This is a genomic window from Klebsiella sp. BIGb0132, assembly GCF_024810075.1.
GTDB classification, from domain to species: domain Bacteria; phylum Pseudomonadota; class Gammaproteobacteria; order Enterobacterales; family Enterobacteriaceae; genus Klebsiella; species Klebsiella terrigena.
The window spans coordinates 1-13008 of sequence record NZ_JANUDW010000002.1 but is presented as its reverse complement, the minus strand read 5'-3'; the positions used below and the strand labels follow the sequence as shown (position 1 = coordinate 13008).

The window sequence follows — 13008 nt, the reverse complement described above, 5'->3', positions numbered from 1 at the left end:
CGATGGAAAGTGCCCAGTCGCTAGTTCAACCGCCCGCCCTGCCGGCAAATTTCGCGGACTATTATCAGCGCCACGCCGGCGAAACCATATTGGTGTGCGGCTGCGGTAACTCCCTCAACCAGTTGCACGACGCGGAGCACTACCTGACCATTGGCGTAAACGACATTGGCCGTAAATTTCATCCGGATTACCTGGTCGTGCTCAACTCACGCCATCAGTTCACCCCCGAGCGCTTTGCTCATATCGAGCAATCGCAGGCGAAAGCGATATTCAGCCATCTTGCACTGGATATTGCGCATCCGGGGATGGTGCGTTTCATGCTGGGGCATTACGGCGGCGTGGAGATAAACGACCGTCATTCGTTGCCTTACACCCGTAACTCCACCTACGTTGCGGCGTGCCTGGCAATGTTCATGGGCGCTAAACACATCGGTTTTATCGGCATGGATTTCACCGATCACCACTTCTTCGCACAAACGGGGCGTCACTCGCTCAGCCATGAACTGCCGAGAATCCGCCAGGAATACGCCCGGCTGGTTGATGCCGCCGCACGCCATGGTGTGGAGGTGGTTAACCTCAGCCAGCACAGCGCTGTCGAAACCTTGCCGTACCAGTCGCTTTCCGCTTTCGGCCGCCAGGCGAAAAGCACTAAATCCCTGAATATCGTCTCTTATGCCACCACGCCAGTTGTCGGAGTGCCAAAACTGTTGAGCGAATGCATCGAACATTACACCCCGCATCGGTGCCGCACCGTATGGGCGACAAACCACTATGGGAATGGCGTGCGGTTTGAGCGTGAAGTGGAGTGGGAAAAACAGCCGGATATTGCCTGCGCCCTGCTGGAGGCGGCCGATCTGCTGATCGTGCATAACGGTTTTACCGCGCCGCAGCACAAGGCATTGCTGGCGAACAAACCGGTGATCACCCTCGCCCATAATTACATCAGCAATGTCGATCGACAATTTGTCGCGCGCGGCATGCCCGGGCTGGTGGTAGCGCAATATCAGGCCTCGCTGGAAGAGTTCGCACAGTGGCGGGCGGTACCGAACCCGATGCCACTGTGCAATCCGCTCTTTGACGATGCCGAGAAAGAGTCCACGGTGACCATTGCTTACACGCCGAGTGTGAAACATGACGTGTACCCGGCCAATCATCGTTTGTACTGGCACGGCAAAGGTTACCAACGAACAATGGCTATCCTGACGCGACTGGCACAGCGCTATCCACTTAGTCTACTGACGCTGGAAACCGGGCAGGTCGATTTTACACAATCGATGGAGATGAAACGGCGCGCGCATATCGTTATCGATGAGTGTGTCACCGGCAGCTACCATCGCAACAGCCTGGAAGGCCTGGCGGCAGGTGCTGTGGTGGTCAATGGTTTAGGGCTTAAACCCGATATTGCCGCCGTTTTACAGCAGTGTGCCCCTGACGCCAGCTCCCCTTTTGTTTGCGCCAGCCTGGATACGCTGGAAAATGTCCTCATCGAGCTGATAATACTTGGCCCCCAGCGCCTGCGCGAGCGCGGCTTGCAAAACCGGGCCTGGCTACAACAACACTGGGATTTTGCCGAGCAATGGCCGCAATTCTGGTTGCCGGCGATACAGGCGCTGTTGGGTAACACACCGCCTTCTCTGCATCCACGGGCGCCGCTACTTCGTAACACGTCCACCGTGCCACATCTGGCGACGCCCGCAGAGCTCGATGATGGTGTGAGCATTATAGTGCCGTTCGCCGGAAAACCCCGGATAGCGGCATTGCAATGTATGCTGGCAGGGCTTAAACAGCAGCCTGACGTGCGCCGCGTGCTGGTCGTCGAATTGGATAACCAGCCTCATGCGCAGGCCGTTGCGACGAAGCTTGCCGACGACTACCTGTTCGCCTGTACATCATCGCCATTTAGTAAAGCGCGGGCTCTGAATATCGCCTTACCTTTTGTGCATACCCGCTACCTATTGTGGCTGGATGCGGATTTACTGCTGCCGCAAGATTTTATCCGCCTGGCCTGGCAGGAGTGCGAGGCGCGGCAACTCGACTGCCTGATCCCCTGGAGTACGATCAATTTCCTCGGCGAAGAAGAGAGCCTGCAGGTGCAGGCTGAACAACGTCAACCAGAAACCTGTTCGCCGGTGTTCCAGCAACGCAGTGGCGCACAGGGAGGAGCCGTGCTGGCACGGACCGATTTTGTCCTCCGCCACGGCGGTATGGATGAAACGTTTGTGGGTTGGGGGGGAGAGGATAATGCCTGGTTCCACAAGGCCAACGTGCTGGGCACGGCGGCCTTCACCCGCGACACAGGGCGCCCACTCTGGCATCTTTATCATCCCCTGAGTGCCGGTTACTGTCGCCAGCAAGAACATATTGCCGCCAACCCACACTACGCGCAGAACGTCCAGCGGTTGCAACAACTCCGTACGGTTCACCATGGCACAGCTTTTAGTCAACACTTCCCGCCGCCCGCAAAATACTCGGCCCCCTGGGACGGTAGCGTGACGATGGTTTGCCCGGTAGAGCACTCCGTGCTCGCGCAGCAGCTTCATGCAATGTACGGCGAAGCGCTGCGCGTGGTGACACAGCCGGAGCAACTGGCGATTAGCCCTGCTTTATCCTCCCCAGATACTGCACCCGATATTCTCGTTAAGCAGGTGATCAAAGCCATTTGCACTCATCATGCACAACGTGCCGCCAGCCCTACGTCTGGCACTTTCCCTGAAACCTCAGTCACAGGAGCAACACGATGAATACCCGGTACCTTTTGCCTGCCAGCATCGCCGCACTGCTGTTTGCCTCTGTCAGTAACAGCTATGCCGATGATTTCTCTCAGGCAGCCGCCAAAATAGACAAAATTAAACCCAATATTCCTTACTCCTCCTTTTGCTCCGCCACGCCCAAAGGTGAGGATAAAATGGCCTGTCAGATAGCCAGTATCCCTACGATTGCCCTGCTGGTTTGCCAGAATACCGACTATGACGGCAAGAGTTGCAACGCGTTGATTAATGAGGAAGTCAGCAATCTGACAAAGGTGAAACAATCCGGGCTGGCGACGGTCGATTTTCGCCCCAGCCTGCTGACACCGCTCAACTGTGCCACTGAAAAAGCCAAAACCTGTACAGGCTACCTGGCCAGTTGGGTAAGACAGGGGAAATTCGTCAACCTGGATGACGCTATCGAGGCAGGCACCATTGCGCAGGTAGCTGATGAGATAAGAAGTAATACCTCAGAAAAAGGGCTGGCAGCCACCCGCTCGGACCTGCAAAAAATTGCCAGTTTCATGACGCCAGGGGCGGGTAAATACAGCCGCATTTGCGATCTGCAGGGCTTTTACCTGCGCAGCGGCGGTTTTTTGATTAATGATGTTCCGACCCTGTATGTCAAAACCACTCCCGCTCCGGCATGCTGGGATGGGATGCCTGGCTGGCAAAAATCGCTGGACGGCATTAACCAGTTGGTAAAACTCTTGAATGAGAAGTGATCCCTGCCCCCGGCTAGCCTGGCTAGCCTGGCTAGCACATTTTGCTGAACGGGCATTACACCTTCCAGGGCAACAATGAAATTATTGACTTGGATGCACTGGTTGCGGGGCTGAAACTGGGGTGGGATATATCTGAGCCTAATGGTTTTCCCCGCAATCGGTCAGAGAGATCGCCCCGCACCACATTCTTAAGAGATTTCAGGATACGGCTAAACAAGGAGCACCAGCCGTTGCCATGAAAGCCCGGCGCACCGTTTCTCATCCGTTTTCGACCTGGCAGTCGTCACAGTGCCTGTGGCGGCCTCAGCCCGGAACAATTTGAAAACGAAAACCTCACTTAGGGCGGTGTCCACATTACGTGGGTAGGATCACCTTTCGTTTAAGGCTTAGCGCGGCGAATCTGCATATCGTTTAAAGGCATGTGTATAGGAGTCCAAGACCGAACAGGAACATATACACAATCCTATACACATTCAGTATCGAATTCCCCTGGATGGTTACGGATTATTATGGACATAAAGTAAAAAAAACTTATAAATCAGATCACTTACGGACTAATACGGACGTTTTGGGAAGTTGAAATGGTGCCGATAATAGGGGGGCGAATCTACGGCCTTTGCATTACGCAATGTGAGCCAACTCCAAAATGAGTACAACAATGAGTACAATGACCCAGACCATCATCTCCATCGTAAGCCGACGTTTACGTACAGTGACAATCCCCGTGTCGGCGAGGCATTCATCAATAATTTCAGGTGAAAGAAGCTCAGAAAGAGTGGAAAACGCCTCCGGCGTAAAATTATGAACGGTGTTGAGTGCCTGACTTAGAAGCATAAAAGAATCCGGAAACGGGTAAGCATTTCCGGATTCTTACACAGCCACTGGATCGGTCAACCGATCCTTAACTGATCGGTATTATGCCATGGCGTGGTTTTTTGTTTCTGACGCGGATGATACTGCAGGCCGCTCTGCGCAGTGCGTAAAAATGCCTCGGGCGCTTGTTTACGAGGCTATTCAGCGATGGGTCAGCGGCGGGCTGACTGCGGAACAATTACCCGGTTGCGTGGCGAACAAGCTCCCCGGAGAGCAACGCTATTCCCTGTTGGTTAGCGCCGAGTATCGGATGATGAGCTGCTGCAGGTGCTGCTCCACCTCCAGTTTCTGCGCCTGCGGGATCATCCCCGACACCTGTCGTGCAGCTATCTGCCGGAGCTGCTCCTCCACCGGCACCGACTGATTAAATGCCTGAACGGCTGCAAACACCTGCGATTTCAGCTCGCTGACCGTCAGGTATCTCCCCTTTTGCCCATCCAGCGCGTTAAGCTGCTCGCTCAGGCTCTGGAGCCTGCGCATGCCCTGATGCCAGCCCGCCAGCGAATCATCGGGCGTCCCGTTCAGGGCAAGCTTTTGCCGCCACAGAGTACCCAACTCTTCAGTTTCGGGAAGCCCCGGCCACAGTGCATAAGCCTGGTTTATCAAATCCTGACCATAGCGAAGATGCCAGTCAGGCGGGAGGGCAGAAAGCGCCTCTAACCTCAGCGAGGCATCCTTCAGCCAGCCGGCGGCTGAGCCAGAAGAGCTGAACGTCTCGCCTGCCGCCGCGCCGGGCAGCCAGGGTAGCGGCTGCTGGCTGCTGTCGGGCTGTTGACCCGCTGGATCCGAGCGAGCCAGATAGTGCCCGCCGATAAAGACTGCGGCACTCAACGCAAAGGCCGTCAGCATTCCGCAGGCGAATAGGCCGACCCGCTTTGGCGCAGGCGCCGTTTTGTGGATCCTGTTAACGGCGACGGCGGAACCCGGCGGGATTGCATCCGGCCGCCGGGGCTCCGGTGTTGATTCGTTCAATCCGATCGGCGGAACCTGCACGGCAGGAAGAGTAATGGCTGCAGCGGATAATAATTGTGGCTCTGGCGCATTTTCCACGCGCGTCAACGCGCTGCATACCTGCTGCACCAGCGGCTCTATCTGGCTTATCTGCAGCAGTTCCTGACGGGCAAGGATGCTGCTCAGGGAATCAAGCGTCGACTCCAGTTGCAGGAGCGGATGATAATCCTCATGGCTCAGGGTAAAGGTGCGAAACACTTTCTGCAGCCGCTGAAACAGCCCTGAGAGAATTTCTGCCCGTGGGTGGCTGGCTCGTGGCCAGTACTGCGCCCACTGGCGACGGAGCATCGTCGCAACGAGCTTCAGCCCTTCGTTCATGCCCTCCACCCGTGCCAGATGGCTGCGCGCCAGGGTGTACCAGGCCCCTGTCTGCAGCTCAATCCCGTTTTTATCAAACAGCGCCAGCGACAATTTCTCCACCCGCTCCCAGTGAATATCAGGCCTGGCGGGATGCGTCTGCTTGCTAATTTCATCGCGAAGGGCGATGAAGTCAGGAAACGGGCGCGGATCGCCGCCCGTGCGAATATCTTGGGGTTCTGTGCTTTTCATAATGAATTCATCCATGGATTGGCAGACAGAGATTGGCGATTCACTCCGGGAGCTGGCGGTCATTCGTCCCGAGGAAGATGTCGTGCCGGCCTGCCCGGCATCCCTACATGCGGGGATTTCTGTCGAAATAATGCTGTTGCTTTAGGTGGCGAATGAATATCCGCCCCTCGGGCATAAACTCGGTACCATAGCGCACCAGCCCCACCCCTTTCAGCTCCGCATCGATCGCATAGCGCAGCTCGCCGGGGATCGCCTGCTCAAGGAGAATAACGCTAATGCTTTTCAGCCGCGGTTCATATTTGAGCAAAACGGCCGACAGCGTCCCCATAAGCTCATGGGCGGTACCGGGCATACCCTGCAGGATTTTGGTCATATCCGGCAGGCCGTAGTCCGGCAGATGCGCCAGCGTGCCGGCGCGGCAGTTGAGAATGCGCTGCATGTTGTCCAGCACGGACAGGATCGCCTGGTCCTGCTCGTTGACGTGGTTGAGGTCGAGGCCGCCGGTGAAGTTGCCGTAGAGAATTTCATATAATGAGGGGGTATTGTGTCCCTGTGACATTAATCATCCTTAACGGGCTGTAGCCTCAGATGGTTGTTTCCGGCTTCCAGGATACGCGGTTTACCGGGATCGAGGTCTTCACGTTCGATGACCAGCTTCCAGGTGTTATTCACCATATCCGGATGACGGAACAGCCCGACAACGGCCACAAACTGCGCATCGGCTTCCATTGGCATATCGAGATTCGCATCACCACCCGGCTTCACGACCACATCACGCGTGGCCAGCAAATCAGCGCTCAGCTGGGTATCGCCCTCTTTCAGCAGCTGCTGATATACCGTTTTGTCGAAGGTATTGCGTTTCTTAAGCTGATACACCCGCACCACCAGCGGCTCAGACAGCGAATTGCTCTCACGTGCATCGGTATTCAGCGCCTCGCGCGCTATAAAATCGAGATGCAGGACTTTAATTTTCTTGTAAAAAATGGCGCTAAAGGCCGATTTAGTCCCCTCAGTGACGCTCTGCGTCACCCCACAGCCCGTCAGGCTGAACGCCACCAACGGCAGCAGCCAGCAGGCGATTTTAGTCGAACTTGTACGTAACACATCGGTTTCCTTGTTGTGGTATAGCGGGGTTCATGCCGCTGTAGTAACCCAGTTCCGTCGTAAAGGTCTGCGGGATATCGTCCAGGAACACGCGATCTTCAGCTCCCAGCACGCCATTCATGCCAAGCCAGAAATGACCCTCACCGAGCGGAGGGGCAGCCAACAAGCGAGTCAACGTGGTTAGGGTGATTTTTGCCTTAAAGCGCCAGCCCAGATAGACCCTTAGCATCACCAGAAAATCCGAATACAGCAGACCATCCGGCTTCCAGCCCTGCGCTTCCTGCCGGTTATCCGTTGAAAGCGCAATCAGCAGCTGGCTGCTGGCATCCATCGCCTCGTCGCCAAGCGGTGTATTGCCGTCCAGGAGAAAATCCTGCTCGCCGCAAAACCCCATGGGCTGGCTGATTTCCACCGGCCGCAGACAATACGGACTCACCCGCACCGTTGTCTCAGGTGCCAGCAAGCTCACCAGCGCCTGCATCCCCTCCTGAGTTTTTCCGGGCTGGCGTAACACGCCGAGCAGAGCCAGAAAGCGCGACACCGGGGTGGCTATATGCTCTGCGGTTCCGGGGATCCCCAGCCCCACCAGCCCCAACAGCGACTGCGAAATATTGTCGCCCCCTCCGGGCTCGAACGTGGCAGGCCAGGAGTACTTCCGCCAGATGCGATAAAACTGGGTCAGGATGCGGTGGCTGAAGATATCCAAAAAGCTCTGGAGTGCCTCATGCCCCTCCCGGAGCTGAGCGATGTCATCGAGATAAGCGGTCGGCAACGGTGAATCGACGCCGTACATCCCCATAAAGGTGGTACGAATGACCGCTGGTTTGCCGTCATCGTCTTCGCCGTATTCGACGGTTTTCAGTTCGCTGACCGGAAATCCCATTCCCGGATGAGGAGCAAAGCGTACCGGATCATCAGCGGGATGGCTGGTTGAGCCCATCAGCGGTTTACCCGGATGGCGCTTTTCCAGCAGCTGGCAGAAACGGTAAAAGTTAATACGCTGAAGATCTGCCTCCAGCTGAAGGGTCAGCCGGGAATGCGGCGATTGTGCTTCTCTTCCCATTCCAGGCGTTCTCCGGTCGGTTGCAGGATGATAATCAGGCGATTAAACAGATATATATCGGTATAAAGCGCGAAGAAGCGGCTCAGCATCTCGCCGAACAGGCAGATATCCCCTCTTCCGGCAAAGCCGTGGCTATCGAGCATGACGTCAATCTGCACGCCGCGTACCAGGTAGCCCTGCTCAAAACGCTCGGTTTCGCTGTGCTTTACATCGATAATGGCCTCCAGACGGCGCCGGTTCATCTCGCTGTCTGTCCACTCATACAGCGCCAGGGTACCGCGGAGCACCTCTGCGTTATCCATCATCGAGAGAAAACCGCTGCCAAGATGGCTTAGCACACGCCAGTGAAAGCGATCCCTATCCGGTGGATAGCAAGGCAGCGTCGGCGCACACAGGTTGCGAACAGCGATGCTGACTGAGGTAGTTTTCACCACCGTATCGAGCACGGTGCTTTGCAGGGCCCGACGAGGCAGCTGACCGTTGGTGCCGGTGAGCGTCAGGGACAGGCTTTCATCTATCGGCACGGTATGGGTATCAAACGCTTCGCCACCAAGAATTAGCCAGGTGTTATGCAGACCGGACGGTCCGCGGCGTAGGCGGGTGTGATAGTAGTATTCCGGCGCTTCATGGCGCATCATCCCGCCCCTGTGGCGAAAGCTCGAGAACGGGACGTAGGTATGCTGGCTTGATGACATCACCGAATCCACGGCGTAAATCTCGGTATGACCATCCTGTACCCGCATTGGGCGCAGCATGTATTCCGTCTGCAACGAGTTGAGCGTCAGCGGATCGGATTCCAGTGGAAACAGGTTAATTACCGGTACGCAGTTCAGCCGCAGGTGCTTCCCGGTAAAGCTGAAGTCATGCTCCCAGCGCTCAGCCAGCACCACGTCGATTTCAAACCAGGGGAGCTCAGCCGGGAACGCGACGGTCTCCAGCCCACACAGGCCGGTGAACATAAATTTCTCGCGGAAGGTAAAGTACTCCAGCAGCAGCTGGTAGCCGCTGAAACTACTGCTGCCCTTCGGCCAGAGGGTATCATCATCACCAAACCCGAGCGCGGTGAAATACCCGTCCAGCGGTTTTCTTTCCACATCACCGGGCATCCGCAGCCACATCCTGGCCACATTCATGGTGAAGGCTTCGTGCATGGCGCAGGCCAGAGGCGCGTCGGCATTGAAGTAAAGCGGGACATGGCTGAGATCGATACGGCTCCAGTCCGCCAGCTTGCTGCAGCTAAAGCGCAGCGTGACAACCGAGCGGCCATCAGAGTCGGTCGCCAGGCTGACGCGTTCCAGCGAGAAGGGCTGAAGGTCTATCGCTTTCGTGGTGGAGTAACGACAGCGCGTACCCTTCTCACCGATCGGTCGGGAATGTACCTCAAAGCCTTTGTCGATGCGCATCTGCTCCTTCATTTCGCCCCAGTCCGGGGTGAACTCCACCACCGACATCGACGGTATGGTGCGCAGGTAATGCGGCCACAGCAGGCTGACCAGCCCTTCAGTCAATTCTGGCAGGTCGTCATCGAGCTTCTCGCGCAATCGGCCCATCAGGAAGGCAAAACCTTCAAACAGGCGTTCCACGAACGGGTCGCGCGCGCCCGCTTTATCCAGATTGAGCATTGCCGCCTGCTCAGGATGAGCACGGGCAAATTCTTCCCCGGCTTCCAGCAGGTAGCGCATTTCAGCGTCGTAATAACGCAGGGTTAAGTCGTCCATAGATTCGTCTTTATTAATGTTTGTTTACCGAATAGCGAAATAATAAGTTCTAAAAAGGCATCTAAAACCTAATAACTTCGGATTTACTGATTTGTCGAAATCTTTGCCAACACGACATTGATACAAACTAATATTGATACCGAAACAATTTTATCTTTTTTAAACATAATCCTCCGGAAGAGTTTTTAAATCACCGCCAGTCTTTTTAGTATTATCTAAATTCCAATACCAATGTTTTTCTCTTGAGGGGGCACTGATTTATCAGGCGTATCGCCAAAAGCATCAAAATATATTATTTGAAGTCGGAATTTATGAATATTCCCCATATTTATAGAACAGTTCAAACCTATTTTGATGCGCGTAATATCATCCGCTGCAGAGTACAACTGCCCGAGCAGGATCCAGTGAGATAAGCCCGGATAGCAGAGCGTCCATTTCAGGTTGCAGCCGCGTTTTGTCTGCTTCACTGCGCCCGGCCCTACCCCGTAATAGCTTTAACCTGCGGGCTTTTACTTCGAACATTAGCTCTGGCGTCCACTGTTCAAGCGTGAGTACCCTGGCGCTTCCGTCGAGTTCGCCCAACAGATGCAGTGCCATTTCGTGTTTACCGTACTGTTCACTCACCCTGGCCATTAACAGGCGCATCAGCCACTGGTCCCGGGAGGAGGTATAACCCGGCTGCACCTGAAGCCAGTTGAGCGCGGCTTCAATGCCTTCATCGTCTGCTTTCGCCAGTACTTCAGGCTCCAGCGTTAGTACATCATCGCCTCCAGCAACCGCGGCTGATACCGGCTCATCTTTCCATCCGGGCATATCGTCGAGCACGCTTTCGCTTATCCAGCTCAGCGTTGCTTCATCGGCGAAAGGAGTGCCGTCGCTGAAAGCCAGTACTTCCAGCCCCGGGAGGCGGGCCAGTAAGCCCTTAAGATCGCGGCACAGGATGTCTGCACGTACAGTGTCGTTATCCAGCTTCGCCAGCGCCTGCCATGCATACCACTGCACGTCCAGCCAAAGGTGGTTGACACCCTGCGCCAGTAAAGTGTCCGTATGCTCCAGCAGCTCAGACCAGCTTTTCTGCAGATACAGGCGCTTGAGGTGCGCTTTGTTGTCTGGCTTCGGTGGCACCAGGCGGGTGCGCCCGGACGCATCCAGCGGCGGAAGTTCCATTAGCGTGTCCCAGCGTACGCACTTCAGCAGATGGTGCCCGGCCAGCCAGCCTCCCGGTCGATCGCGAAGATATTGCGCCAACACTTTGGCCTGATCGAGCAAATCTCGTCCCGAGGTGACGGTGTTCATCACCGGCGCTGACGCGGCAATCGTGCCCTCTTCCCGGCTCGTTTGTGGCACCAGACTGTTGGCTCCACCGCTTTGTACCAGCCTGTTATCCAGAGCCAGGTACAGTCCTGCCCATTCTGGCCGGGCTTTCTCATCAAACGTCTGGAACGTCTGTTCAGCCAGCAACAGCGCAGCGGTAATGCGCTGCATGATAGACATATCAACCTCAGGGTACAGACACAGACTGTTTGTCACACGGCTGCTGCCCAGCCATTCCAGGGCAGCCTTACGGCTGCGATCGCGAAGAGGATGCAATCGGCTGCCAAACCGCTCCAGCATCGAGGCCATCAGCTCAAGTCCCTGCGTAAACCCAAGCTCACCATCCTGATGCAGACGTGCCCAAACGTAAAAGGTGATAACACGTAAATCCTTACTGGTGCCGGTCAGCAGCCTTTCCGCCAGCCGGCAAATCAGGCCGGTATCAGTATCGGAAAGTTTGTTGATCTCTTCACGGATACGCTGAAAATCATCGTCGTATCCAGGATCCACTCCGGTTGGCTCATTGTCGCCAATCGGCTTCAGCCAGCGCTCCCAGTCAGCGCTGCGCGACCGGGCACTGCTCAAGAGCGTCTTTTCATCGGCGCAGCAGGCCTGAAGTACACTTTGTAATGTCGTCATTATTCCATTCCATCTATGGCTAAATTCTCCGAACTTGCCAGAGCCTGAGAGGTCGCAGAGGGATCCACGCTGAATATCTGCTCCGGCAGGCTGAAGTTGCGTAACGCCAGAAGCGCCAGCGGACCATTACCCAGTTGAGAGCGCAGTACCCACTGCAGGGTGCGGCCGTCCGGAGCGGTAAAACTCATCATCCACTGACTGCGGTCGAGCCGCTGACGTTTACCCTGATCCAGCCAGCGAATAAAGCCCCAGCTGCCGCTATAATCGCCGAACAGACGCGCCCCCGCGCTGGTAGAAGTCCACGTCAGCATGGTTCCGGGTTTGAAGGTGTCCCCGGGCCAGCGGAAAGAGTGCCACTCGGCCATCTGGTTGAAGTAGTGCAATTTCTGCCCGTCAATGGTCAGCCGGGTTTCCACCACCTGAGATGCGGGTCGTGCCTGCAGTTCAAAACTGATTCCCTGGCTACCGTCGGTAAACAGAATGTCTGACAGCTGGCTAAGCTGGTTGACCGCCCGCAGAAACGCCGGATTGAACGTCAGCCCCTGGCTGTGCGCCGTATCCGGCACCCACTGGCTCCCCTCTTTGTGCAGCACGCCGTTAAGTTCGGTGGTCAGGAACCGGTCAATGCGTCCGCTGTCCTTGCGGATAAATTCAGCCAGCATCGGCAGCGAGGCATCGCTTTTGCTGACCGCAAACGGGAAGCGACCATCAAAGGCCGTATGCCAGTTCGCCACCACAGAGCGACTCCAGCGGTCGTTAAGGCTGGCGGCTGAGGGCTGTAAGACCGTTTCCCATGCCTGGGTCAGCGGTTGTACAAACATCGTGCTGCCAAATCCGCTCCACTCCTCGCCGAGGCTTGCGGAAATCAGGCTGCCGTACTGCTGAGTATCGGTAAGGTCAACGCTTTTGCCCTGGAACACGGTCTGCGCCAGGGTCTGCATCATCTCCTGCGGATCGGTAGCGCTCGCCACCTGTTGCAGGCGTAAACGCACTCGGGTAATTCGCGTGAGATAAGTTTGCAGGCTCAGGGTGCTGTCGGCCGACATCACATTGCCGCCTTTGCTTTTGCCCATCAGCGTCAGCAGCGGGCCAAAGGTTTCATCCAGTGGTCCCTGTGGGCCTGACGCAGACGGGTCAATTATGGGTTTGTCTTTCCCGCTCATCAGGTCCTTAGCGGATTTGATGATAGAGTCCGAAAGGCCTTCGCTCCGCTCGCCGGTTTGCCCCTGCCAGGCGATTGTATTCATTAAGGCAATCAGCGGTGA

General features: G+C 56.1%; 10 protein-coding genes and 1 pseudogene. 3 read left to right on the top strand and 8 right to left on the bottom strand.

What is annotated here, in order from left to right; translation table 11 throughout:
- Nucleotides 1-2: 2 nt before the first annotated feature.
- From M2416_RS06925 to M2416_RS06915, 3 genes and pseudogenes are all read left to right on the top strand, one after another.
- Nucleotides 3-2741 carry a glycosyltransferase gene (locus M2416_RS06925; RefSeq protein ID WP_259222893.1) on the top strand — a complete coding sequence of 913 codons (2739 nt, stop codon included), beginning with the start codon at nt 3-5 and terminating at the stop codon, nt 2739-2741.
- Complete coding sequence (locus M2416_RS06920) at nt 2738-3472, top strand: hypothetical protein (RefSeq protein WP_259222891.1); 735 nt, start codon at nt 2738-2740, stop codon at nt 3470-3472. The genes M2416_RS06925 and M2416_RS06920 overlap by 4 nt, the downstream gene beginning before the upstream one ends.
- Nucleotides 3473-3632: 160 nt before the next feature.
- Nucleotides 3633-3763, top strand: a pseudogene (locus M2416_RS06915) (phage integrase central domain-containing protein); the annotation flags it as partial.
- A 330-nt stretch (nt 3764-4093) separates the two neighbouring features.
- Here M2416_RS06915 and M2416_RS06910 read toward each other — a convergent pair.
- From M2416_RS06910 to M2416_RS06875, 8 genes are all read right to left on the bottom strand, one after another.
- A complete protein-coding gene (locus M2416_RS06910) occupies nt 4094-4306 on the bottom strand; it encodes a transposase domain-containing protein (protein WP_259222890.1) in 213 nt (70 codons plus the stop codon).
- 258 nt (nt 4307-4564) lie between these two features.
- Complete coding sequence (locus tag M2416_RS06905) at nt 4565-5905, bottom strand: VasL domain-containing protein (protein WP_259222889.1); 1341 nt, start codon at nt 5903-5905, stop codon at nt 4565-4567.
- 103 nt (nt 5906-6008) lie between these two features.
- Nucleotides 6009-6464 carry a type VI secretion system baseplate subunit TssE gene (gene tssE, locus M2416_RS06900; RefSeq protein WP_123708335.1) on the bottom strand — a complete coding sequence of 152 codons (456 nt, stop codon included), beginning with the start codon at nt 6462-6464 and terminating at the stop codon, nt 6009-6011.
- Nucleotides 6464-7009: a type VI secretion system lipoprotein TssJ gene (gene tssJ / locus M2416_RS06895; protein ID WP_259222887.1), complete on the bottom strand. Its 546-nt coding sequence runs from the start codon at nt 7007-7009 to the stop codon at nt 6464-6466. Before tssJ ends, tssE begins: the two co-directional genes overlap by 1 nt.
- Nucleotides 6987-8072 (bottom strand): type VI secretion system baseplate subunit TssG, encoded by a 1086-nt coding sequence (gene tssG / locus M2416_RS06890; protein WP_259222886.1) that lies wholly within the window; start codon nt 8070-8072, stop codon nt 6987-6989. Before tssG ends, tssJ begins: the two co-directional genes overlap by 23 nt.
- The gene (tssF, locus tag M2416_RS06885) at nt 8036-9790 is read right to left on the bottom strand and encodes a type VI secretion system baseplate subunit TssF (protein WP_259222885.1); all 1755 of its coding nucleotides are present in this window, start codon (nt 9788-9790) and stop codon (nt 8036-8038) included. The genes tssG and tssF overlap by 37 nt, the downstream gene beginning before the upstream one ends.
- Nucleotides 9791-10156: 366 nt before the next feature.
- Nucleotides 10157-11743, bottom strand: coding sequence for a type VI secretion system protein TssA (gene tssA, locus M2416_RS06880; protein WP_259222884.1), 1587 nt, complete (start codon nt 11741-11743; stop codon nt 10157-10159).
- A partial coding sequence (locus M2416_RS06875; protein WP_310505756.1) for a type VI secretion IcmF C-terminal domain-containing protein occupies nt 11743-13008 on the bottom strand: 1266 nt, incomplete at its 5' end. The genes M2416_RS06875 and tssA, both read right to left, overlap by 1 nt.

What these genes read in the sequence shown, in the direction of transcription:
- tssG (WP_259222886.1), bottom strand. Translation starts at nt 8,072, where the DNA reads ATGGGAAGAGAAGCACAATCGCCGCATTCCCGGCTGACCCTTCAGCTG.
- M2416_RS06920 (WP_259222891.1), top strand. Translation starts at nt 2,738, where the DNA reads ATGAATACCCGGTACCTTTTGCCTGCCAGCATCGCCGCACTGCTGTTT.
- M2416_RS06925 (WP_259222893.1), top strand. Translation starts at nt 3, where the DNA reads ATGGAAAGTGCCCAGTCGCTAGTTCAACCGCCCGCCCTGCCGGCAAAT.
- M2416_RS06910 (WP_259222890.1), bottom strand. Translation starts at nt 4,306, where the DNA reads ATGCTTCTAAGTCAGGCACTCAACACCGTTCATAATTTTACGCCGGAG.
- M2416_RS06905 (WP_259222889.1), bottom strand. Translation starts at nt 5,905, where the DNA reads ATGAAAAGCACAGAACCCCAAGATATTCGCACGGGCGGCGATCCGCGC.
- tssF (WP_259222885.1), bottom strand. Translation starts at nt 9,790, where the DNA reads ATGGACGACTTAACCCTGCGTTATTACGACGCTGAAATGCGCTACCTG.
- tssE (WP_123708335.1), bottom strand. Translation starts at nt 6,464, where the DNA reads ATGTCACAGGGACACAATACCCCCTCATTATATGAAATTCTCTACGGC.
- tssA (WP_259222884.1), bottom strand. Translation starts at nt 11,743, where the DNA reads ATGACGACATTACAAAGTGTACTTCAGGCCTGCTGCGCCGATGAAAAG.